A 24,200-nucleotide genomic window follows, 5' to 3' on the forward strand; every position below is an offset into this window, starting at 1 on the left:
TTGAAAACAGGTATCGTAACATTTCACAGTGCGTATAATTTCGGAGCAAGCCTGCAGACATGGGCGCTGCAGACGGCGCTTGAGAGGATTGGAGCAGAACCTTTTGTAGTCAATTACAGACCACATGTGATAGACAATCTCTACGATCCCATGGCGCGGACGAAAGGTCTGAGCAGATATCGTTTTTATCGGAAACTGACGAGGCCGCAGCTGATACTCCGGCATGAAAGATATGAAAAATTTATGAGGGATGAGTATCATCTGCTTGGGGAGTATCATACTTACGAGGAGCTGAAGAATGCAGATATGGGTCTTGATGCCTGTATCGTAGGAAGCGACCAGGTATGGAATGTACAGCATACAGGCGGTTATGACCCTGCCTTTTTTCTGGAATTTCTCGGCGACGATGTTAAAAAGATTTCTTATGCGGCGAGTATAGGAAGCGACTACATCCTCCCGGTGTATCATGAGCAATACCGCAGAGGACTTGGGCAGCTCGATTTCATTTCGGTCCGTGAGGCCAGTGCACGTCCGGCGCTCGCTCAATTGACGGATAAAGAGATTGATGTTGTACTGGACCCGACCCTGCTGCTTGATAAGGAAGAATACGAGGCTCTGAAGGTTAAAAGGGAGCATAGGGAAAAATACATTTTTGTATATATGATGGAGTATAATACGGAACTGGTGAAATTTGCAAATTATATGTCCCGTTTGCTGGGGCTTCCGATTGTGCAGAAGAGAGAACAGCCGTATTTTATCAATGAACTGGAGACATGTTTTACATCGATACCGGGAGAATTCCTGGATTATATCGAGAATGCAGAATTTGTCCTCACCAATTCTTTTCATGGCACGGTATTTTCCGTGATTTATGAAAAACCATTTATATCAATGCTTCACTCGGGCACGGGCAGCCGGACATCCGACCTGCTTAAGACGCTGAACCTTACGGATCACCTGATGGACAGCGCGCAGGAAGGCGCAGCTTTTGAACGAATGGCATTTGACAGAAAAGAAGAGACACGCAGTCTTCTTCTGAAAAACCGGGAACATTCGATAGCGTATCTTCAGAGAGCACTCGGGGTGGCTCCGGAATAACCGAAAAACCTAAGAGTGAAGTGAAACAGTTGAAATAAGTAAAAAAAATGGATGACAGAGGGATCCCTGAAAAGAGCAGCGTCTTCGGGGATCCCATGATTTTTTTATGAAGACTTCATACTTTCTTAATAAGTATGAAGGGGGTTTGCGGTTGATTTTTCCATAGTAATAGTGTAAATTTATACATAGCGAAGGTGGAGTTTGAGGGAGAGGAGAGTATTGCTATGTCTTATGGAAAAATACGTACAGCCCTGTTGTGTGCAGGGATAACCCTGATGATGGCAACGTGTGTAAACGCTGCTTCTGAGGAACCGGGTGAGCCGGAAGTTACTGTGGAAAGCACAGGGAATGAAGGCACGGAGTCCGGACAAACAGAGAAAACAACAGAACCGGAGGAGGAGAAGTCTGCGGGAGAAGTGACTCCGGAGGGATTCCAGCCTGGGGAGTTACCGGCCACGCCTGAAGAGGAGACGGGGAACGGGTCGGATACCGGCAGCAAAGTGACAGAGATTCCGGGAGCTGCGGCAGATACGGATAACATCCTGCCGACGGATGATGATCTCAATCAGGCTGACCAGTCGACGGCCGGTGTATGGGCGCAGGATGGTCAGGGCGGATGGAAGTATTTCGTAGACGGTGCAGAGCTGACAGGACTGCAGTCTGTCAATGGTAAGACGTATTTCTTTGATGATGCAGGAATTTTACAGACAGGCTTCCAGACCATAGAAGGCGTCAGGTATTATTTTAATCCGAATGGACAGGAGCCCTCCCTGGGACTGGGGGCAATGATGACTTCTGTCTGGATTAATGAAGGAGGAGCGGATTACTATCTGGGAGATGACGGTGTGCCGCTGATCGGTCAGGCATTGATCGGATCGAAAAGATACTGCTTTGATGCGGACGGCAGACTGCTGACCGGCTGGCAGACGATCGGTGATAATACATATTACCTTCAGGCAGACGGAAGTGCAGGAGAGAAGGGCCGGATGTATACAGGCTGGCAGACCATGAATAACAAAGTCTATTATTTCCAGATGGGAAACACGGATGGAAATATTGGCGCGATGTATACTGGCCGTAAGATGATGAACGGTAAAGTCTACTACTTCCACCCCGACGGTGATTTCGGAGAACGGGGACGAATGTACACAGGCTGGCAGACGATCGGAAGCAACATCCATTATTTCCAGATGGGCGGAGATCTCGGAGAGAAGGGCCAGATGTATACGGGCTGGCGAACGATGAACAACAAAGTCTATTATTTCCAGAAGGGTAACAATGATGGAAACATCGGTAAGATGTATACCGGCCGTAAGATGATGAATGGCAAGGTCTATTATTTTCAGATGGGAGGAGATCTCGGAGAGCGTGGACACATGTACACGGGCTGGCGTACGATCGGTGATAATATCAATTACTTCCAGATGGGAGGCAATGTCGGAGAAAAAGGCCAGATGTATACGGGCTGGCGTACGATGAATAACAAAGTCTATTATTTCCAGAAGGGGAATTCGGACGGTAATATCGGCAAAATGTATACGGGACTGCGCACAATGAACGGAAAGAGGTATTATTTCCAGATCGGCGGCAAAGTTGGAGAAAAGGGTCATATGTATACCGGATGGAGGACGATCGGAAAAAACGTCAACTATTTCCAGATGGGCGGTAAAGCAGGCGAGAAAGGTCAGATGTACACCGGTTGGAAGACCATGAACAGCAAGGTTTATTATTTCCAGGTGGGAAATGCTGACGGTAACGTCGGCGCGCTGTATACGGGCTGGCATACGATGAAAGGCAAATCCTATTATTTCCAGATAAACGGCGTCAAAGGTGAAAAGGGTCAGATGTATACCGGATGGAAGACGCTAAACAAAGAGAGATACTGGTTTAAGGAAACGGGAGCTCACGGAGTGCGCGGTGCAAGCCTGACGGGCTGGCAGCGGTATAAGAATGAATGGTATTATCTGCAGCCGAAGGAAAAAGGCGCGATGGCGACCGGCTGGACATATGTACCGATTAACAACTCATCCTACAGAGATACGAGTATCAGCAGCTATAAGTATTACTTCAGACCGGACTCCAGCGGGGGACCGAAGGGATCTCTGATGCAGGATGTGTCCGGGCTGATCGGGCGTCAGGAAGGCAGAGACGGATATCGTGCAGAGATTGACAGGACACACTGTGTTGTGACGATCTATGCCAAGGATGAGACAGGAAAGTATCGCATCCCGGTGAAGGCAATGACGTGTTCTGTTGGGCTGCCTGATACTCCAACACCGAGGAGCTCATATCAGTACCCATTCCGAACGATAGAGAAACTGCGTTGGGGTGAACTGATGGGACCCTCTTACGGACAGTATTGTACAAGGATTGTTGCAGGTATTCTGTTCCACTCTGTGGCAGGAAGCAATACAACATCATACAACCTGTCGGCAGGCAACTATAATATGCTGGGATCACCCGCATCTCATGGGTGTGTACGCCTTTGTGTGAGAGATGCCAAATGGATCTACGATAACTGCGATCTGGGTATGCAGGTAGTCATTCGTGACAACATGTATCTGCCGTTTGACAAGCCGGCAACTATTAAAATTCCTGCCGGACAGACATGGGATCCGACAGACCCCAACATCTAATATATGATTGTTGTATGGGAAAGAAATAAGTAACTGTAAAACACACAGTAAAAGCGAAAGGTGTCGTGGAAGATGAAAAAGAAAATTATTGCAATAGCGGCGTGCATGTGTTTGAGTCTGGGGGCTTTCGGCGTCGTGTACGCGGCAGAGGGGGATCCTCAGTCTGGGAGTATTCTGCAGGATGAGCAGGAGTCTCCATCTGCGGAGAGTGATAGTGCCGTGGAGGACGCAATCGTACCGGAGGTGCCGCCGGCTGAAGAACCGGAAGTGACGGAGGAGCCGGATGCCACGGAAGAACCGGATGTAACCGAAGAGCCGGAAGACACAGGGGATGCAGAAGTCATACCAGTACCCGTGCCGGACAGCGGGCTTGACGGAAACTCAGCGGCTTCTGCGGATGCGACGCAAAATACTGCGGCTCTGACAGGCTGGCAGAAAGTCGGAGAAGACTGGCTGTATTATGGAACTACGCCAGGCGAAGAGCCTGTAAAAGGTTTGCAGCAGGATATCAACGGGAAGACGTATTTCTTCGATGATGCAGGGATTTTGCAGACAGGATTCCAGACGGTCAACGGGACAAAATACTATTTTAATCCGAATGGTGAGGAGCCGTCCCTGGGTCTCGGTGCGATGATGAAGTCCGTGTGGGTTACCGAGGCAAATAAGTATTATTATCTTGGAGAAGACGGCGTACCGGTGAGCGGCGAGATCAAGCTCATCGGCTCCAAGAGATATGCGTTTGATGCAGAAGGCAGACTGCTGACAGGCTGGCAGACGATTGGAAATAACAACTATTATTTTCAGATCGGCGGTGATATCGGAGCCAAAGGGCAGATGTATACGGGCTGGAAGGCAATGAATGGCAAGGTCTATTATTTTCAGGTGGGAAATGCTGATGGAAATATCGGAAAAATGTCAACAGGCTGGAAGGCAATGAATGGCAAGAGATACTATTTCCAGGTCGGCGGTGACGCGGGATCCAAAGGCCAGATGTATACAGGCTGGAGGACGATTGGAAAGAATGTTTACTATCTCCAGATGGGAGGAAATATCGGAGAGAAGGGCCAGTTATACACGGGATTCAAAACGCTGAATCAGAAAGTGTTCTATTTCCAGAAGGGGAATTCAGATGGAAATATCGGTAAGATGTATACCAGCTGGCGAACGATCGACGGCCAGGTATTTTACTTTCAGCAGGGCGGTGTAAAGGGCGTCCAGGGGCAGATGTATACCGGATGGAGAGGAATCAGCGGTAAGGTCTTCTACTTTAAGCCGACTGGTGCATACGGCTCGAAAGGTGCCCGTCTGACAGGCTGGCAGACAATCGGAAACAAACGCTTTTTCTTCCAGCGCGCGGGTGTAGTGGGCAATGCGGGGCGCCTGCTGACAGGCTGGCAGAACATTGATGGCAAGAAATACTATCTGCAGGAGACAGGTGCATACGGCACCAAAGGTCAGATGGCCAAGAACGGCTGGCAGAAAATATCCAATACGTGGTACTATTTCCAGTCGAACGGTACCGTGAAAACAGGATGGCTGAGAGACGGCAGTCAGTGGTACTATCTGAAATCAAACGGCGCGATGGCAACCGGGTGGAATTATGTGGACTCTTATAAGTACTATTTCCGTCCGAATTCCAGCGGAGGCCCCCAGGGGTCACTCGTGCAGGACGTATCCAGTATGGTCAGCGGACCATACTATGCGACGGTTGACAGGGTACGCAATGTAGTGATGATTTATAAAAAAGAAGGAAATTACCAGATCCCGGTAAAAGCCATGACATGTTCTGTGGGGCTGCCGGGAACGGAAACACCAGCGGGTACGTTCAATACAACGGTCAAATATCGCTGGAAAGAACTGATGGGACCTTCCTGGGGACAGTATGCGACAAGAATTGTCGGTGGTGTTTTGTTCCATTCGGTAGCGGGAAGTGCTCCTAATCCTTATGCGCTGCCGGCAGCGGAATATAACCGCCTCGGTTCACCGGCATCACACGGATGTGTGCGCCTTTGTGTGAGGGATGCGAAATGGATTTATGACAATTGTTCGATTGGTATGCAGGTAACAATCGGAGATAACCTGTATCTGCCGTTTGATAAACCGGCGACAATTCTGATTCCCCCGAGCCAGAACTGGGATCCGACGGACCCGAACATCTGATAGATGAAAGAATCGTGGAACAGATATAAAAGTGTGATCAGTTATCTTTTCTTCGGCGTATGTACAACGGCGGTCAATATTATCGTATATTACCTCTGTGCGCGGATGCTGAAGATGGGGACGGCAGGCAGCACGGCGGCAGCATGGGCTGCCGCCGTGTTGTTCGCCTATATTACCAATAAGCTCTTTGTGTTTGAGAGCAGGTCATTTGAGAAGAGCCTGATGATACGGGAGCTTGCATCTTTTTTTACATGCAGGCTGCTGACGGGGGTGCTCGATCTTGCCGTCATGTACATTTGTGTGGAACGTTTCGGGTGGAATGACATGATCATGAAGGTGATATCCAATGCGTTGGTGATCGTGATTAATTATGTGGCGAGTAAACTTTTAATTTTTAAAAAGAGTGTTGAGGATCAGAACTGTGAGTGAACAGTTCTGATCCTCTTTGCTCTGTGGATTATCCGTAAAGAATTGTAATAGATGCCGGATTAAATAGACACTATGCGTGTCACTACTGGCTGTAACGCATATCACGAAACGTGTCAATAAAAACTTCTCAGATGTGTCGTGCGTAAAGGTAGGCTTGACATTTTTATGTTCAATCCGTATAATAAAATATGTTCAAAAAATGAACATCGGGGTAATCTTATGAATAAAACGGAAAAATTTGAAAAAATACTGAACTGGATGAATCATCATGAATTTCAGAATCAGCGGGGACTGGCGGGTGATACTGGGATGTCACTCGGGACGGTCAATGCGTTGTTGAAGGAAATGGAGCAGGCAGATTATCTGTTAAAGTCGGGAAAACGATATTATCTGACGGAACGGGGAGAATCCTATCTGGCAGCTCTGAAGGAGGGCCAGCAGAATGTGAAGCTGAGGATCGGGGCCGGGACGGATAGGGTCAGAACGGCGGTTATCCTGGCAGCGGGGGACAATCCGTCATTTCCCTGTCCAGTAGGGCTTCTGAGACTAAACGGTGCGGCAGTTATCGACAGGATTCTGCACATTCTGACCCAGAATGGAATTGAACGCGTCTGCATCGTAACAGGCGCCATGGAAGAACAGTACCAGTCGTATTTTGAAAAACGGAATGTCACGCTGATCAGCAATCCACGGTATAAATGGACAGGAACCATGGAGTCACTTTCGCTCGCGGCTGAGTTTGTGGAGGAAGATTTTCTGCTGGTGGAGAGCAACCAGGTCTTTGAGGAAAAGGCGGTGACTGCGCTGATGAATCAGCCGGTGCCGAACTGTGTACTTATGACGGTTCCAAGCGGTTCCAGCGATGAGGCGTATGTGGAACTTGGAAAAGACCATACGGTCTTCAGAATATCCAAGGATATCCGACAGATGAATCACATCGACGGAGAAATGCTGGGAATCAGCAGGATCACGCTGCGTCTGTTTCAGAAGATGCTGGAATATTTCCGTGATAATACGAATCCGATGCTGAATTATGAGTACGTTCTCGAGTCGATCGGACGCCTGTATAAGATTCAGGGAATATTCCTGGACGATCTTGCATGGACGGTCATTGAAAATCAGAGTCTCTACGATATGGCAAGGAACCGAATTTATCCGAGGATCGTAAAGCGCGAACGTCTGGAGAAAGAAAACAGGGCGAGGGAGACACTGAAACACTGTATGAAGCTTGACGATGGGGAGATCGAAGAAGTCCGCATCGGGGGCGGTATGACGAATACTAATTTCTTTGTGCGCGTTCATGGCCGGGAATATATTCTGCGGATACCGGGGGCATGCACGGAGGAGATGATCAACAGGAAAAATGAACAGCACAACAGTGCGCTTGCATCTGCAGCGGGTATCAACCCGGTAAATGTTTACTTTCATGCAGATTCCGGTGTAAAGGTGACAGAATGTATCCAGGGCGCTGTGACTTTAAATGGAAAGACGGCACGGTTGGAAGAGATGATCAGAAAGACTACAGGAATCCTGCGCACGCTGCACCATTCGGGGATGAAGCTGTATGGGTCCTTCTCCGTGCTGGAAGAGTATGAGAAATACAAACGAATGATTGCAAAGAGCGGCGCCGTCTGGTATCAGGGGTTTGAGGAGATGGACGACTTTTTCTATACACTGCAGGAACGGCTGCAGCAGATCGGCATTGACAGGAAGCCTTGCCATAATGACCTTGTGCCTGAGAACCTTGTGCTTGACAAAGACGGAAGGATGTATCTGATCGACTGGGAATATTCGGGTTATAATGATCCGATGTGGGATCTGGCGTCTCATCTGCTGGAGTGCGAATTTACAGAGGACGAAGAGGAACTGCTGCTTTACCATTATTTCAGGAGGAAAGCTAAACCGGGAGAACTGGAAAAAATCCTGATTTTTAAAATTAGCCAGGATATCCTGTGGAGCGCCTGGACAGTGTTGAAGGAAAGAGAAGGGGAAGATTTTGGAACTTATGGGACGGATCGCCTGAAAAGGGCAGAACAGCTGAGAGAGGAGTATCAAAAACGTTATGGAAGATAAAAACCGTAGAATTGACTGGGGGATCACCATCGTACCACTGGTTGTGATCGCGGCGCTGTCCGCACTGCTGATGTGCTTTCCTGAGCGGGCGCAGAGTGTCGTGGGATTTTTGAAAAATATATTTGTGAATGAACTGGGGTTCTTTTATATCATACTGGGACTTGCGATCATCCTGATTGCCGTCGGGCTGGCTTTCTCCAGATATGGATCCATCCGGCTGGGCAATACGGAGAAGCCGCGGTACAGTACATTCAGCTGGGGAGCCATGATCTTTACTTCCACGATGGCGGCGGATATCCTGTACTGGTCGCTCATCGAGTGGTGCTACTACTATACGGCAACGCCGTTTGCGATGGAGAATATGACGCTGGCACAGCGGCAGGACTGGGCGTCTGCGTATCCGCTGTTCCACTGGGGCCCAATCCCCTGGGGGTTCTACATATTGCCGGCATGTGCCTACGCATATATGATGTTTGTAAAAAACAGAAAGCGCCAGACTCTGTCGGAGGCATGCCGGCCAATCTTAAAGCAGCGGTCCGATAAATTACCGGGGCGTGTCATTGATATGATCGCCGTGGTGGGTCTTCTTGCCGGGACGGCTACCACATTCTCACTGGCGACGCCGCTTCTGTCTGCGGCGATCGGCCGTGTGTTCAGTGTGGAGACTTCGGAGATCACATCCATCATTATTCTGCTGGTAATCGGCGTGGTATTTATCTTTGCCGTTATGAAAGGGATGAAAGCGATTTCGCATCTGGCAACCATCTGCGTTGTAATATTCGCGGTGCTGCTCGGGATATTCTTTCTCTTTGGACCAAAGATCTATATTATCGAGACGGGAATTTCTGCGATCGGAAACGTTGTCAATAATTTCTTTCACATGTCCACCTGGATGGATCCTCTGAGGCTGTCGGGGAGCGGCGGGACAGGCTTTCCACAGGACTGGACGATCTTTTACTGGGCATACTGGATCGCATGGTTTGTGGCGACACCGTTCTTTATTGCGAGGATATCGGAGGGGCGCACGATCAAACAGACGATTCTCGGAGGGCTGTCCTGCGGACTCCTGGGGACCTATCTGTCATTTATCGTGTTCGGCGGTTTTGGACTGCATGTACAGACAACGGGAAAAGCCGATCTGGCAGGCATGCTTGCAGGAGGGGCTTCTCCGGCTGAAGTGATATTAAAAGTTTTTGATCAGCTTCCTGTCACCAGGATTGCGCTGGTGGTTTTGATACTCGCAATGATCGCATTTTATGCCAGCACATTTGACGCCATTACACTGGTGGTGGCGGGATACTCGGAAAAGGATCTGACGGGAGAGAAAGAACCACGCAAGAAACTGCGGGCGTTCTGGTCCTGTGTCTTTCTCCTGCTGCCGATCGCACTGCTGTTTTCGGAGAGTACGCTCTCCAACCTGCAGACGATATCCATCATTGCGGCGTTTCCGCTCGGAATCATCATGATTTTGATCGTATGGGGATTTTTCAGGGAGCTGAGAGGGCATTGGAAGATTCGTAAGGAAGATATGGAAAAATAAGCCGCATTTTTTTGCATCTGCCTTTGACTTGTGTTATAATAACGCTGATTATATGGAATTTTATTTGAGGGGATAAAATTTTCGGGACAGGAGTATATATAATTCAGGGTTATGGTACAAACTAGAAAAAAATACGGAAAATTGCTGAAAGCACTGTGTTTTCTGGCAGTCCTTTTTCTGTGCAGTGCGGTAGAATGCCGGGCGGATCTGAAATCCTCAGATGCCCTTCAGAATTCTGAGTGGACACTGCTTACAGAATATGAGATTGGGAATAACACGGCGAATCTTCAGGCTATGTGCAGTACGGACAAGTATGTGGTATGCCTGATCAATGCATCAAACGCGGCTCCGGAGCCGGATACCCTTGTGGCTTTTTATAAGGGAAGTACGGATGAGAACGGAAACGAGGTGCGCCCTTACAGCTATGCAAAATCTGTCACGGAGATGGATTATGAGCATGGGAATGGAATGGCGTATAATCCCTATACACGGGAACTTGTGATCGCAGGAGGAAGAAATCTGAGTCCTGAGAATAAAGGCTGTCTTTTTATCGTTGATGCGGACACGCTGAAATTCAAACGCAAGGTTAAAATTTCAGATGACTGGAATGTTCAGGCGATTGATTTCAGCCTCACTAATAATAATTATCTGATTCAAAAAAGCGGAGACGGCGGATTTGGGTTCGTCGAAGCTGATCTGGATTTTAATATTACCAATGAACTTGGCGACATGATCGATCTCGGTGGTGCAGGTACGTTTCAGGATCTGTGTGTCTGCGGAGATGATATCATCAGTATTCCGTATAACAAGAATACAAAATACAACGGGACGGTCCAGGTATACTCCAGAAAGGAGCAGCAGCTGCTGGGACAGTATCAGCTGTCGCTGGCGTCCGATTCAGAGATCGTGGAGGCTGAATCAATCTCGGAGTTATCACCGGGAAGTTTTGTGCTGGGCTGCGCCATCAGGAATCCCCGCAGGATCGCGCTGTATGGGGCGACGCTGCCCATGGCATATAATATAGAAACATCTATCGAAAACGGTACGATCACCGAATCGGCGGAGGGCATCGATCTTGGCAGCGATTACACGATAGAGTATCAGCCGATTGAAAATTATGAGGTAAAAGAGATCACGGTTGACGATCAGCCGGTGACGGTCAGGGAGTATAAAGAGTCCTATCTGTTTTCGAGTTTGACGAGGGACCACAGGATTAACGTCATCTGCACGGAAATTCCGAAGTTCGAAATTGAGACGGATGCTGTAAACGGAACGATTGATGAAAAACAGCTGATCTACCGCGATAAGGACGTCACAGTGGAGTTTGCGCCGGATGAGCATTATGAGATTGATAAACTGGTTGTCGACGGAAAAGATGCGGTGCCGGATAAAGATCAGACATCGGTTACGTTTAAAAAGATTAAGACTCCGCACAGCGTCTCTGTAACATTTAAAGAGATTCCTGCGTATATGGTGACGGCTGAGGCTAAAAACGGCACCGTTTCGAAGAAAGCGAGCCGTGTTTACAGCGATGAAAACTATACGGTTTCCTTTAAACCGGCAAAAGACTATGTATTGAAGAATATCTATGTGGATGGTGTGAAGGTAAAACACATCGTGAATGATGAAGAATTTACATTTGCAAATATCCAGAGACCGCATGATATTCAGGTGATTTATGTATGGAAATACACAGTCTTTCTGTGGGTGCTCTGTGCAGCACTTGCAGCTGTCGGAGCAAGCTATGTGGTTTTAAGTGTAAAACGATTCCAGAAGAAGAAAAAACGCAGGGCAGAGCTTGAGGTTCTCCGCATTGAGAACCGGGTCGAGTATCCGGAACCGGAAGAGGATCCAGAAGAATAGAGGACGGGAATATGACACTTTCTCAGATTGGCATGCTGATTTTACTCATGGGGATCGTCCCCATGATGCTCGGCATGCTGTATACCAAATTTGCAAGGGAAGAAAGGGATTCGCTGATCCTGAACTATTGTTCAGGAATCATTGTTATGATGGCTTTATGCGAGCTGCTGGCGGTTCCCATGATTTTTATGCACACGACATTGACGGTGATGCTCCGCATATACGGCGGAGTAATTGCCGTTTTGTGCGTGTTGTCGCTGATTCTGAACGTGACTTTTTATGGAAAGATGCTGGTATCATTCTTTAAACGGGCAGCAGCATTGCCGTGGCAGTCATGGGCCGCAGTCCTGATCATTGTGCTGCAGGCTGCCGTGCTCGCGGTGGGGCAGCATGTGGATGATGATGATTCTTTCTACGTGGGAGCTGCGGCAGCGGCGGTGGAGACGGATTCCATGTTTGAAGTGGATCCGTATACCGGGGAGACGTATGATGAGCTGCCGTCCCGTTATGTACTTTCTCCGTTTCCTGTTTTTGTAGCGGTCATCGGTGCGATTACCGGTGTACATGTAACGATTATCGCACATACCATCTTTCCGATTGTTTTCATTCCTTTTGCCTACATGATCTATGCGATGCTTGGCAGAAGGCTGTTCGGAGATAAAAAGGAGGCGGTGGGGTATTTTCTGATCCTGGCTGCTGCAGTTTATATCTTCTCCGGATATTCCGTGTATACGCAGGGAACGTTTCTGCTGATCCGTGTCTGGCAGGGAAAAGCCGTACTGGCAGGGGCGCTGCTTCCGGGGGTGTTCTATTACGGGCTTCGGGCCTATGGAAAGAATCATCATCCGCTGGACTATATCATGCTGGGGGCGCTGATGCTGGCCTGCTGCCTTGTCTCATCGATGGGAATCATGCTGGGGGCAGTGGTGCTCGGCCTGCTGGCGGTTGTCAGCGCCGTGAGATTCTGGAATGGAAAGATTATCTTATTCAGCTTTTTGTGTTGTATTCCGAATATCGTATATTCGGTAATCTATCTGATCATCAAATAATTACGGAGAATGAGCATGCAGAAAACATGGACGACAGTGCTGGAGATGTTTGAGAAATATACGAACGGCAGCTGGCACATTATTTTACTGGCGGTTGCACTGCTTTATCTGCTTCTGACCATAAAAAAGAAGAAAGAGAATGTAATTTTCATCGTGTTTTCCCTGTTGTTTACGGGATTGTATCTCTGCCCTTATACGGCAGATCTGATCATGAAGTATTTTATCGGACGGTCCGTTTACTGGAGAATGTTCTGGATCCTGCCGTCGGTTCTGATCATCGCCTATGCAGGCGCCCTGTTTTTATCCAGGTTCCGGTCAAAAGGGATACAGGCGGTTCTGCTGGCCGTTATGGTGACAGTTATCGGCGTTACGGGGACCTGTGTCTATTTTCAGGGACATTATACGGCAAAGACAGATCTCTATAAGCTTCCGTCACCTACGGTATCCGTCTGCAGGCTGATCAAAGCTGATGCCATGGAGCAGGGGATCAATGAGGTGCATGTTGTGGTGCCGAATAATCTTGTGTGTTATATCCGGCAGTATGACGCGTCGTTCTATATGCCGTACGGCAGGAACGCGTTCCGGCGTGAGGATTTGACGCAGACACAGGCAGGCATTTTCTCGCAGATGAGCAGTGATGAGGCTGATGCGGAAACGATCAACCACCTGCTTCGTGAGGAGGGGATCAATTATTTCGTATGGGACCGTACCGGACAGACCCGGGATGACTTTGAAGCGATGGGCTATGTGGCGGTAGGTGATGTCAAGGGACACCGTGTCTACCGTCTGAATCCGGAGGACTAAGGAGAAAGGAATATGGAAATGTCAGGATTGAAATCGGCGTTGTACCGAATGATTAAAAAAAATGCACTGCTGCGGCGCGCTGCAAGGACGGCAGGGAGAGCGGTATGGAATGCGGAATATAAGATGATCCGCGCACGTTGCAGGACGGATGAGAAGCTTTATGTGTTTGAATCTTATCAGGGAAGGCAGTATGCCTGCAGTCCGAGAGCAATCTATGAAGAGCTGCTGAAAAAGGAGGCCGGCGAGGGATACCGTTTCATCTGGGTATTCAGGGAACCGGAAAAGTATTCCTGGATTCTGGAAAATCCAAATACAACGATCGTGAAGCTGGGGACACGGGAATACTATGAGGCCTTTGCGCGGGCAAAATTCTGGATCGTCAATTCAAGGACACGGCACTGCCTTGTTCCGGGGAACGATCAGTGTTTTCTGCAGACGTGGCACGGAACGCCGCTGAAGAGGCTGGGGTGTGACATCATGGTGGAGGGGAACAATGTGCTCTCCTCTGCAGAGATAAAAAAGGACTATCAGAAAGAGGGCGGACGGGTGACGTATTTTTTGTCTCCCTCTTCTTTTTACACCGAAAAAATTGCGTCGGCATTTGGGCTTAGTGAGGAGGACAAACGCAGAAAGGTATTGGAGCTTGGGTATCCAAGGAACGATGAACTGTTTCAGCCGGATACTGCAAAAGAGGCTGAGATACGGAGGAGGCTGGGAATTCCGGGGGATAAGAAGGTGATCCTGTATGCCCCGACTTTCAGAGACGACCAGCACACACAGGACGGATGTGCATTTACCATGGGATTTGAACTGGAAAACTTTTGCCGGGAGCTGGGGGACGAGTATGTTATGCTGTTCCGCACCCATTATTTCGTTACGGAACAGGTGGACCTGAAGCCGTGGAAAGGGATCGTCATCGATGCTGCCCGCTGGGATAATATCAATGAACTGTACCTCGTCAGTGACCTGCTGATCACGGACTATTCCAGCGTGTTTTTTGACTATGCCAACCTGAAACGCCCGGTGCTGTTTTTCATGTATGACCTGGAAGCTTACCAGAAAAATATAAGAGATTTCTATCTGGATATCAGAGAACTTCCGGGTGACATTGTGAGGACGGAAGAGGAGCTGTACCGTGCCGTAAGGAGGGCATACAGTGAGTTTGCATACGATGAACGGTATCAGACATTCCATGAGAAGTTTAATTATCTGGACGGTCCGCACACGAGCAGGGCGGTGATCGACCGGCTTCATGCGCTGTGCGGGACGGGCAGAAGGGGATAAGATGATGAAGAAAGTATTGCTGGTGACGCATGTGGGGGATTTTATACCGCAGTTTGAGATGAAAAATGTGCAGTATCTGCAGAGTATCGGATATGAGGTCCATTATGCGGCTGATTTTACACAGTCTTCCTACGGAAGCAGCGGAACAAGGCTGAAGGGCTCAGGAGTGATCTGCCATCAGATCCCGTTTGAGCGCTCTCCGTTCAAAATCAAGAATTTTCATGCGTACCGCATGCTCCAGGAGCTTCTGGCATCGGAACATTTTGAGCTCATTCACTGCCATACGCCGATGGGCGGAGCCATGGCGCGTCTTGCCGGAAGGAAGTACCGGAAGCGGGGAATGAAGATTATCTATACGGCGCACGGATTCCATTTTTTTAAGGGGGCGCCGCTTATAAACTGGATGATCTATTACCCGGTAGAACGTCTGCTGTCACGGTGGACAGACGTACAGATAACGATCAACCGTGAAGACTATCAGCGCGCACGCAGCTTTCATGCGGGAAAGGTTGTGCGCATTCCGGGCGTGGGGATCAACCTGTCTGCTGCCCGAGAGCGGAAACTTGCGGACCGTGAGGCGTTCCGCAGATCACTGGGGGTAGAGCCGGGTGATTTTTGTCTGCTCTCGGTGGGGGAACTGGATGCCAATAAAAATCACATGGCTGTCCTTGAGGCGCTGCAGAAGATGGACCGGACGGGCATACGGTATCTGATCTGCGGAAAGGGATGCCTGCGGGACAGGCTCGCAGCAGAAATTGCAGACAAAGGGCTTTCAGACTGTGTGTCGATGCTGGGATACCGCAATGATGTGGCACAGCTTTATGAAGCGGCAGATCTGTTTGTGTTTCCCTCGCGGCGCGAAGGCCTGTCGGTGGCGCTCATGGAGTCTATGGCGAAAGGCCTGCCCGCTCTCGTCTCGCGTATCAGGGGCAATGTGGATCTGATCGAGGAAGGGCGCGGCGGTATTCTGGTCAGCGCGAAAGATCCTGATGAATTTGCAGAGGGGATCAGGCGCCTGAAGAGGGATCCCGAGTGCTGCAGGAGAATGGGAGCTTATAATCAGAGAGCGGTCGTCAGGTATGATACGTGTGAGGTGGAAAAGGTGATGAGCCGAATCTATGATGAGGTTTTAAGATGAAAAGAAAACTGATGTCGTTTATTAAATACTGCAGACCGGTATATGACCTGTATTACTATCTGGGGACCGGGCTTTTAAATTTCCTGAAACTGTTTGTCAGAACGGATGAGCGGCTGATCCTGTTCAACAGCTTCGGCGGTAAGTCGTTTAACGACAGTCCGAGAGCCATCTATGAAGCGATGTGCCGTGACCCGCGGTTTGCCGGCTTTCGCTTTGTGTGGGCGTTTCAGGAACCGGAGAAATTCACAGTGAAAAACGGTGAGAAAATCAAGTCGGATACATTACCGTATTTTCTGACGGCACTTAAGGCGAGGGTATGGATCACAAACTCCTCTCTGGAGAGAGGGCTTGGATTTGTGGGAAAACATACGTTTTTTGTGAATACGTGGCATGGAACCCCTCTCAAGAAGATGGGGAATGATCTGAAAGAACAAAATGTTTCATTTAAGAGCAAAAATACATGGAATATGGATCTTTTTACGACACAGTCGTCCTACGAGATGGAAATCTTCACCCGGGTGTTTGAGCTGAAGCCGGGGATCTGCCGTGTGACGGGGCTTCCGCGCAATGATGAACTGGCCTGGGTGACCCGTGAGAAGCGCGCTGCCTGCAGGGAAAATCTGGGGATTGCCCCCGGACAGTGCGTCATCCTCTATGCGCCGACCTTCCGTGAGTATGAGAAGAACGAGGCGCTGCAGTGTGTATTTGCACCTCCGGTCCACTGGGAAAAATGGTTCAGGGCGCTGGGGGAGGAAACCGTCATTCTGGTGCGGGCACATTACGAGGCCGTGCGGAACATGCAGCTGCCGGAGGATACGAATGCCATACGTGATGTGTCAGATTACGAATCTCTGAATGAACTGATGATCGCTTCTGATATTCTGATATCCGATTATTCCAGCGTGTTTTTTGACTATTCGATCCTGGAAAAGCCCATGGTCTGCTTTGCTTACGACTATGAACAGTATGAGGCGGCGCGGGGAATGTATTTTGATATCAGAAAATGGCTGCCGGGCGGCAGCGTGACGGAAGATGAGCTGCTGAGCCTGCTGAAAGGACTGAAAGAACAGGGCGCATATGAGGCTGCCGCCGAGCAGACGCGGCGGTTCAGGCAGGAGTTTGTGGACAGCTGCGGACATGGGACGGACAATGTACTGAATGCTGTTGCCAAAAAATTAACCTTTTAAACAAACAGCGTATGTAGTATAATGTAAAAAATTATATGATACCAGGGTCAAAAGGTCCTGCGTTTCATGCCTGCATGAAACAGCATGACTTTGAGACACGTAAAACATGAGAAAGCAGCCCGGACAGGGCGGATTTCGAATGCTTTTCGGGTTGCGGGAGCACGCAGTGCGCAGCAATCCGCAGGTATCATGGGGCAAAACCTTTTTGCCCCTGACTCTATTATATGATACCAGGTGAGAAAAGATGAACCAAAGAAAAGATTTTGAACAATACAAACGAATTATGCGTTTTCTGTCTGCCATGATCCTTGTGGCAGCTCAGACGGCGGTTTTTGCCGTCTGCTGGTATCGCTTTTATAACCAGGAACTGCGCAAGCCGTATCTTAACAAAGGAAACCTGCTGATGATTGCGGTTTATCTGATCCTGCTGCTTGTGTTTCTGAATGCCTTCGGAGGCCTTAAGATCGGATATATGAAGAAAAGCAGTATTATCCTGTCCCAGGTACTTTCGATCGTTGCCATGCATGTGATCGTACTGATTCAGATCCTGCTGATATCAGGTAAGCTTTATCGACTGAGATGGCTGATCACGGTTACACTGGGGATGACTGCGGTGGATATACTGATCGCGGTGCTGTTTATCCAGGCATTTCATGTGCTGTACTATAAGGCATTTCCGCCGCGGAAAATGCTGCTGGTCTATGAGGAACGTCCTCCGCAGCCGCTGATGAGGAAAATGTATGAGCGCCGCGACAAATACAATATCTGTGAGCATGTGAATATTCAGGGGCGTATGGAAGAAGTTGAGAAACTGATCCTGAAATACGACGGTGTGATACTGTGTGATATCCATGCGAAAAGCAGAAACCACCTGCTGAAGTATTGCTATCAGAGGGGGATACGGGTCTATACGACACCGAAGATATCGGACATTATATTGAAGAATGCAGAGATATTACACCTGTTTGACACACCGCTGTTTCTGTCGAGAAATCAGGGACTGAGTTTTGAACAGCGTTTGCTGAAGCGCGGGATGGATTTTGTGGTGTCGTTGATATTGCTGGTGGCGGCCAGTCCTTTTATGCTGCTGACGGCAATCGCGGTAAAACTGTATGACCGCGGGCCGGCGCTGTTTAAACAGGAACGTGTGACCGTTAACGGAAAGAAGTTTCATGTTTATAAGTTTCGCAGCATGATCGTGAATGCAGAAGAGAACGGGGTGGCTGTACTGGCAACCAGGAATGACAGCCGAATCACTCCTGTCGGGAAATTTATCCGGGCGACAAGGCTGGATGAACTTCCGCAGCTCTTCAATATCCTGAAGGGGGATATGAGTCTCGTGGGTCCCAGACCGGAGCGTCCCGAGATCATAAAAAAATATGAGGCATCGATTCCGGAGTTTTCCTACAGGCTGAAAGTAAAGGCCGGGCTGACCGGGTATGCCCAGGTTTATGGAAAATACAATACGACGGCGTATGACAAGCTGAAACTGGATCTGATGTATATTGAGAATTATTCTCTGCTGCTGGATCTGAAGCTGATATTTATGACGGTTAAAGTAATGTTCATGAAAGAAAGCACCGAGGGACTGAGTAAAGAGCAGCTGGATGAGCTGATTACCAAGGAACACGTAAAAGGACAGTAATTGTTACTTTTTCTTGCCATTGTATCTGAAAAGTGGTATATTTGCGTTTATGAGGCTGCTTTGCCTTGATGAAGAATGGGAAGAATAGTATGAGGATGGTATGAAATGCAATTTTTTAGAGATACAAAAAAATATGCCGGCTACGTCGTCCGGTCTGCAAAATCACAGCTGAAAGCAGAAGTAGCAAGCTCCTATCTGAACTGGATCTGGTGGATATTGGATCCACTGTGTTTTATGCTGATTTATGCATTTATCTTTGGCGTGGTTTTTGACGGAAGGGAACCGTATTTTACGGCTTTTATTTTCGTCGGACTGACTGCATGGACTTTCTTTAATAAATGTGTACAGGCCAGCGTCAGGATGGTAAAAAATAACAAATCAATTATTGACAAGGTGTATATGCCCAAGTACGTGCTGGCGTACACGAGGATGGGCGTTGATGCGTTTAAGATGCTGATTTCATTTGTTATCGTGGCGTGCATGATGGTGGTATACCGCGTGGATCTGACATGGAATATTCTCCTGGCAATTCCGCTGGTATTCCTGTTGATGGTTATTACCTTTGCTGTGATGACGGTCTTCATGCATCTGGGGGTTTTTGTGGAAGACATGAGCAACATAGTGAATATACTTCTTCGTCTCCTGTTCTATGTCACCGGTATCTTTTATTCGGTCAATACAAGGCTCCCGGCACCTTACGGGGAGTGGGCCTTAAAGCTGAATCCGGTTGCCTATATTCTGGACGGGCTTCGAAAGTGTCTGCTGTATGGACAGACGCCGGATATGAGAATATTCGCGCTGTGGCTGGTGGCGGGGATTCTTGTCGCGGCGATTGGCGTTAAGATTATCTATCGATATGAAAATGGTTATGCAAAGGTGGTTTAGGGTATGCAGGAGCAGGAATATGCGATCGAGGTAAAGGATCTGCGGATCAGCTATCGCTGTCTGAAGTCCTTTTCTGTAAAGAAAAGTTTTTTTAAGCTGAAAAAAAGTAAGGCAGAGGTATTCGAGGCAGTCCGGGGAGTTTCTTTTAAAGTCCCTAAAGGTGATATCATGGGTATCGTCGGAAAGAATGGGAGCGGAAAATCTACGATGCTACGGGCGCTGGCCGGGATTTTCTCGGCTGATTCCGGCAGCATCGACCTTCATGGGTATTCAATCTCACTCCTGGCGATCGGAGTCGGATTTCAGAAGGCGCTGAGCGGCAGGGAGAATATCTATCTGTCAGGAATGCTGCTGGGATTTTCAGAAGACCAGGTAAAGGCAAAGGTGGGTGAAATCATCGAGTTTGCCGGACTTGGGAAGTTTATCGATATGCCGGTCAAAACATATTCAAGCGGTATGTACTCGAAGCTGGCATTTTCCATCACTGCGATACTGGAGACCGATATCATGCTGATTGATGAAGTTTTAAGTGTTGGAGATGCAAAGTTCAAAAAGAAAAGCTATCAGAAGATGAAAGAACTGATCATGGATAAGGACAGAACCGTTATCATTGTCTCGCACAGCTCGGATACTATTCGTGAGCTCTGCACGAGCGTGCTGTGGCTGCACGAAGGCGAGGTCAAAATGTTGGGAGATCCGCAGGAAGTCATGGATAAATATGAAGAATTCATGCAATAGGAAAAAATGGAGGAATCATGAAGAGAGTGATTACGTACGGTACATTTGACCTGCTGCATTACGGGCATATCAATATTCTGAGACGGGCAAAACAGTTGGGAGATTACCTGATCGTTGCGCTGTCGACGGATGAATTTAACTGGAATATGAAGCAGAAGAAGTGCTACTTTACTTATGAAGAGAGAAAACAGCTGCTTGAGGCAATCCGTTATGTTGATCTTGTGATACCGGAGAAAAACTGGGAGCAAAAAGTGTCTGATGTGAAAGAATATCATATTGATACCTTTGTGATAGGAGATGACTGGAAAGGAAAATTTGATTTTCTGAAAGACTGCTGTGATGTTGTATATCTGCCGCGTACGCCTGAGATCTCAACGACTCAGATCAAATGTGATTTGAATAAAGAGTAAGCGGGGGGACATGATGTACTCCGGATTGTGTTTATGGAGAAAGATTTATTTTGTTTTAAGAGGTGGGTCATTGACATTCCGTTTTTATAAAAACGGTTTGATTTGGTGCCCGCCTTTGGACGTTTAAGAGGTATGAGAGATGGTTACAGCTTGTAAAACCATGCTTTTCTGTGTATAGTATGGATAGAAGACAACGGGGAAATTGATAATTTAAGGGTAACAGTTACATTTAAGGAGTGAATTATGTCACGCAGGATTAAATTTATGCTGAGTACAGTCGTCGTACTCTGCATTACATTTTGGGCATCTGCCAAAGTGGAGGCGGCTGCAAGAATTCATTATATCGCGCTGAAGGGATCTACGGATGCGATACTCTTGGAAGACAACGGTCGTTTTGGGATTGTAGATTCCGGCGAGGACTGGGACTATCCGCAGGGTGATGATCTTAAGTATCCATATCGTACCGGCATCGTGACAGATCAGGGATTTGAACAGCAGGTGATCTATTATATGAAGTCTGTAGGAGTGACATCGTCAAATCTGGATTTTTATATTGGAACACATGCACACAGCGATCATATAGGCAGCGGTGATGAGATCGTCAATTATTTCAAACCAAAGAAACTTTATCTAAAGAAATACTCAGACAGCAACCTGTCCGCTACCAACAAAAGATGGGACAATTCATATATTTATAACGGGCTGCTGGGGGCCGCCCGCGATAATAGGGTGACAGTGGTTCAGAACCTGACGGAGGGCATGCAGATAAAACTGGGCAGTCAGATGAAGCTTACACTGTATAACACGGTGGTTCGCAAAAAGATACCGGATGAGAATTCCAATTCCATTATCATCAAAGTAAATGCCTGCGGAAGAACTACCGTGCTGACGGGAGATGCAGTTCCGGAAGTCGTAAGATGGCTGCTGAACAATAAAAAACTGGGGAACACTGATATTCTGAAACTCCCCCATCACGGATACAGGCAGAATAATCCGGACGATATTCTGAAAAAATTCGCACCCGGGACTGCCGTGGTTACGGGGCCGGTATCGAATATGGACAGCGGTACTCAGAATCTGCTGCGCAGTATGGGAACTGATGTGAAAAGCACCTGTTCGACGGCACAGGCGGCGATTGTTTCGCAGTTTACAGCTGCGGGATATACATGCTCCGCGAAAAGCATCAAAGGCGGCTGGTTTACGTATGATGGCGGACGGTATTACATGGATACGGCAGGGCGCCCGGCAGTCGGCTGGAAGAAAATATCCGGCAAGTGGTATTATTTTGACAAGACAGGTAAGGCTAAAACTGGCTGGATAAAATATAAGGGGAACTATTATTTTCTTAACCGCAAAGACACTGCGTATTACAGGCAGGGCGCTATGCTGACAGACTGGAAAGTGATCGATGGAAAGACGTATTATTTTAAAAAGGACAGCGGTGAGATGCTGACAGGCTGGCAGACGATCGGAGGAAAAATATTCTATCTGAAAGAAAGCGGAGCGGGAGGCGACTGCGGTCAGGTTATGAAGGGATGGCAGGTGTATAAGGGACGTACCTACTATCTGCAGATGGCGGGAGAAAAAGGCACCGCGGGCCGGATGCTGACAGGGTGGCTGAATATCGGCGGCAAAATGTTCTATCTCAACAGGACCGGCAATGTCAGCTGGACTAAGGGAATGCTGCTGACAGGCTGGCAGACGATCGGCGGAAAATCGTATTATCTGAATCCTTCAGGGACAGCCGGGGTACGGGGATGTGCCGCCGCCGGATGGCTGACGTTAAACGGTAAGACGTATTACCTGAATCCGTCGGGAGAGGCCGGAGTCAAAGGGACACTGCTGACAGGCTGGCAGACGGTCGGCAACGAACAGTATTACTTCATTAAGGGAGGAACTGTCGGAGGGATCAGAGGAAAGATGCTGCTGGGGTGGCAGACGATTGGTGCACATGAGTATTACCTGGAGCCTTCGGGAACAGCCGGTGTACTCGGTAAGGCTGCGAAAGGGTTCCGCACGATTGACGGAAATACTTACTATTTCCAGGTGGCCGGGGGCCCCGGGGCAGCCGGCAGACAGATCAAAGGCAGCATTCAGACCTGGGACGACTATGTATATACATTCCACAGTCAGACAGGAGCTCTTTTTGACATTACGGGTGTGACCACGGACGTGAGCAGCAGCGGGGCACAGGAACAGTCCATGCTGCAGTACAATGCGGTGAAATCCGGGGAATATGGCATAGCGTCGGCTGCCTTTAAACTGAAATCACAGCCGGCGGCCGGAAACCTGGAGTACCGGACCTGCCAGAGAGAAGCAGGATGGGATACATCGGCAGACGGAACCTGGAAGAAAAACGGAGAGATGAGCGGTATATCCGGAATAAACGGAGGCGGGATCCAGGCGATCGAGATGCGGCTGACCGGAGCGCTCAAAGATCAGTATGACCTGTACTATCAGGTGTATGTTGTCGATTACGGCTGGCTTGGATGGGCAGTAAACGGCGGAACCGCGGGCGTTCAGACGAGCGGTTCCGGGAAGGCGGTCGGTGAGATCGGGGCTGTCCATATCCAGCTTCGCCCGAAGAATTCCGCATATGGTTCACCGGGAGACGGAGAAAGCCCGATCCTCGGGATTGAACTGCCTGACCGAACCGGTCTTTGGGCGGCGGCGGATGATGCCCGGACAGTGCTGGACGGAAATGAATCCGATTACAGCATTCCCTCATGGCAGGCGCTGACGGAGGCATACCTGAAGGCGCAGGAAGTGCTTGAGAATTATGTGCAGGCGGGTCAGGATGCGCTGGATGACGCAGAATCTTCGCTCAGAAGCGCACTTGACAGTCTGGTGAGGGCACCGGATGTCTCGGGGCTGGCCGCGAAGAAGGCGCTGAAAGAGACCCGGTATCCGAATAATGATGAGACTGCAGCCCTGTATACGGAGGAATCCTGGGAGACATTGCAGCATGCATATGATGATGCAAAAGTGATTCTGGAGAATTACCGGGATGGTTATACCCAGGCGGAGACTGATGCCGCGGAGGCGGCGCTTGCTGCGGCGATGGAGCAGATGCAGCCTGCACAGGAAGAGATTCCCAAACCGGAGGCGAGTCCATCTCCGGAGGAATCGCCGGAACCAGAGAACTCTGTGACGCCGGAGGAGACACCGGAACAAATGCCGGACCCGGTGCCGGTGGAGACAGAGACGGCTTTCGGGGAACAGGGACCGGTGATGACAGAACCGCAGACAGAGTAACAAAAA

General features: G+C 48.8%; 17 protein-coding genes. All 17 read left to right on the forward strand.

The window, feature by feature from the left end; genetic code table 11:
* A complete protein-coding gene (locus tag NQ502_RS13515) occupies positions 1-1,098 on the forward strand; it encodes a polysaccharide pyruvyl transferase family protein (RefSeq protein WP_028528186.1) in 1,098 nt (365 codons plus the stop codon).
* Positions 1,099-1,322: 224 nt separating this feature from the next.
* Complete coding sequence (locus NQ502_RS13520; protein WP_028528187.1) at positions 1,323-3,734, forward strand: L,D-transpeptidase; 2,412 nt, start codon at positions 1,323-1,325, stop codon at positions 3,732-3,734.
* A 72-nt stretch (positions 3,735-3,806) separates the two neighbouring features.
* On the forward strand, positions 3,807-5,894 hold the full coding sequence (locus tag NQ502_RS13525) for a L,D-transpeptidase family protein (protein ID WP_028528188.1): 2,088 nt from the start codon (positions 3,807-3,809) through the stop codon (positions 5,892-5,894).
* 33 nt (positions 5,895-5,927) lie between these two features.
* Positions 5,928-6,323: a GtrA family protein gene (locus NQ502_RS13530; RefSeq protein WP_242830253.1), complete on the forward strand. Its 396-nt coding sequence runs from the start codon at positions 5,928-5,930 to the stop codon at positions 6,321-6,323.
* 219 nt (positions 6,324-6,542) lie between these two features.
* Complete coding sequence (locus tag NQ502_RS13535) at positions 6,543-8,396, forward strand: phosphotransferase (protein WP_044983152.1); 1,854 nt, start codon at positions 6,543-6,545, stop codon at positions 8,394-8,396.
* Positions 8,386-9,936: a BCCT family transporter gene (locus tag NQ502_RS13540; protein ID WP_044983135.1), complete on the forward strand. Its 1,551-nt coding sequence runs from the start codon at positions 8,386-8,388 to the stop codon at positions 9,934-9,936. Before NQ502_RS13535 ends, NQ502_RS13540 begins: the two co-directional genes overlap by 11 nt.
* 111 nt (positions 9,937-10,047) lie before the next feature.
* Positions 10,048-11,799: an InlB B-repeat-containing protein gene (locus NQ502_RS13545; RefSeq protein ID WP_049898086.1), complete on the forward strand. Its 1,752-nt coding sequence runs from the start codon at positions 10,048-10,050 to the stop codon at positions 11,797-11,799.
* An 11-nt stretch (positions 11,800-11,810) separates the two neighbouring features.
* Entirely contained in the window at positions 11,811-12,848 is a 1,038-nt protein-coding gene (locus NQ502_RS13550; RefSeq protein ID WP_028528192.1) for a DUF6077 domain-containing protein, read from the forward strand.
* A 15-nt stretch (positions 12,849-12,863) separates the two neighbouring features.
* Complete coding sequence (locus NQ502_RS13555; RefSeq protein ID WP_028528193.1) at positions 12,864-13,652, forward strand: hypothetical protein; 789 nt, start codon at positions 12,864-12,866, stop codon at positions 13,650-13,652.
* 12 nt (positions 13,653-13,664) lie between these two features.
* Complete coding sequence (locus NQ502_RS13560) at positions 13,665-14,936, forward strand: CDP-glycerol glycerophosphotransferase family protein (protein ID WP_049898087.1); 1,272 nt, start codon at positions 13,665-13,667, stop codon at positions 14,934-14,936.
* 1 nt (position 14,937) lies between these two features.
* Positions 14,938-16,074, forward strand: a complete 1,137-nt coding sequence (locus NQ502_RS13565) for a glycosyltransferase family 4 protein (RefSeq protein WP_049898088.1) — start codon at positions 14,938-14,940, stop codon at positions 16,072-16,074.
* Positions 16,071-17,261 (forward strand): CDP-glycerol glycerophosphotransferase family protein, encoded by a 1,191-nt coding sequence (locus NQ502_RS13570; protein WP_028528195.1) that lies wholly within the window; start codon positions 16,071-16,073, stop codon positions 17,259-17,261. The genes NQ502_RS13565 and NQ502_RS13570 overlap by 4 nt, the downstream gene beginning before the upstream one ends.
* 244 nt (positions 17,262-17,505) lie before the next feature.
* Positions 17,506-18,906 (forward strand): sugar transferase, encoded by a 1,401-nt coding sequence (locus tag NQ502_RS13575; RefSeq protein WP_028528196.1) that lies wholly within the window; start codon positions 17,506-17,508, stop codon positions 18,904-18,906.
* A 105-nt stretch (positions 18,907-19,011) separates the two neighbouring features.
* Positions 19,012-19,791 (forward strand): ABC transporter permease, encoded by a 780-nt coding sequence (locus NQ502_RS13580; protein ID WP_028528197.1) that lies wholly within the window; start codon positions 19,012-19,014, stop codon positions 19,789-19,791.
* A 3-nt stretch (positions 19,792-19,794) separates the two neighbouring features.
* Positions 19,795-20,529 carry an ABC transporter ATP-binding protein gene (locus tag NQ502_RS13585; protein WP_028528198.1) on the forward strand — a complete coding sequence of 245 codons (735 nt, stop codon included), beginning with the start codon at positions 19,795-19,797 and terminating at the stop codon, positions 20,527-20,529.
* A 17-nt stretch (positions 20,530-20,546) separates the two neighbouring features.
* The gene (gene tagD / locus NQ502_RS13590) at positions 20,547-20,939 is read left to right on the forward strand and encodes a glycerol-3-phosphate cytidylyltransferase (protein WP_028528199.1); all 393 of its coding nucleotides are present in this window, start codon (positions 20,547-20,549) and stop codon (positions 20,937-20,939) included.
* A 243-nt stretch (positions 20,940-21,182) separates the two neighbouring features.
* Complete coding sequence (locus NQ502_RS13595) at positions 21,183-24,194, forward strand: N-acetylmuramoyl-L-alanine amidase family protein (protein WP_028528200.1); 3,012 nt, start codon at positions 21,183-21,185, stop codon at positions 24,192-24,194.
* The last annotated feature ends 6 nt before the right edge of the window (positions 24,195-24,200 follow it).

Source organism: Ruminococcus gauvreauii (genome assembly GCF_025151995.1).
GTDB lineage: Bacteria > Bacillota > Clostridia > Lachnospirales > Lachnospiraceae > Ruminococcus_G > Ruminococcus_G gauvreauii.

Bases quoted from the DNA above. Each gene is read 5' to 3' on its own strand.
- NQ502_RS13540 (WP_044983135.1), top strand. From the start codon at position 8,386: ATGGAAGATAAAAACCGTAGAATTGACTGGGGGATCACCATCGTACCA.
- NQ502_RS13545 (WP_049898086.1), top strand. From the start codon at position 10,048: ATGGTACAAACTAGAAAAAAATACGGAAAATTGCTGAAAGCACTGTGT.
- NQ502_RS13575 (WP_028528196.1), top strand. From the start codon at position 17,506: ATGAACCAAAGAAAAGATTTTGAACAATACAAACGAATTATGCGTTTT.
- tagD (WP_028528199.1), top strand. From the start codon at position 20,547: ATGAAGAGAGTGATTACGTACGGTACATTTGACCTGCTGCATTACGGG.
- NQ502_RS13535 (WP_044983152.1), top strand. From the start codon at position 6,543: ATGAATAAAACGGAAAAATTTGAAAAAATACTGAACTGGATGAATCAT.
- NQ502_RS13520 (WP_028528187.1), top strand. From the start codon at position 1,323: ATGTCTTATGGAAAAATACGTACAGCCCTGTTGTGTGCAGGGATAACC.
- NQ502_RS13565 (WP_049898088.1), top strand. From the start codon at position 14,938: ATGATGAAGAAAGTATTGCTGGTGACGCATGTGGGGGATTTTATACCG.
- NQ502_RS13580 (WP_028528197.1), top strand. From the start codon at position 19,012: ATGCAATTTTTTAGAGATACAAAAAAATATGCCGGCTACGTCGTCCGG.
- NQ502_RS13585 (WP_028528198.1), top strand. From the start codon at position 19,795: ATGCAGGAGCAGGAATATGCGATCGAGGTAAAGGATCTGCGGATCAGC.
- NQ502_RS13560 (WP_049898087.1), top strand. From the start codon at position 13,665: ATGGAAATGTCAGGATTGAAATCGGCGTTGTACCGAATGATTAAAAAA.
- NQ502_RS13595 (WP_028528200.1), top strand. From the start codon at position 21,183: ATGTCACGCAGGATTAAATTTATGCTGAGTACAGTCGTCGTACTCTGC.
- NQ502_RS13555 (WP_028528193.1), top strand. From the start codon at position 12,864: ATGCAGAAAACATGGACGACAGTGCTGGAGATGTTTGAGAAATATACG.
- NQ502_RS13525 (WP_028528188.1), top strand. From the start codon at position 3,807: ATGAAAAAGAAAATTATTGCAATAGCGGCGTGCATGTGTTTGAGTCTG.
- NQ502_RS13570 (WP_028528195.1), top strand. From the start codon at position 16,071: ATGAAAAGAAAACTGATGTCGTTTATTAAATACTGCAGACCGGTATAT.
- NQ502_RS13550 (WP_028528192.1), top strand. From the start codon at position 11,811: ATGACACTTTCTCAGATTGGCATGCTGATTTTACTCATGGGGATCGTC.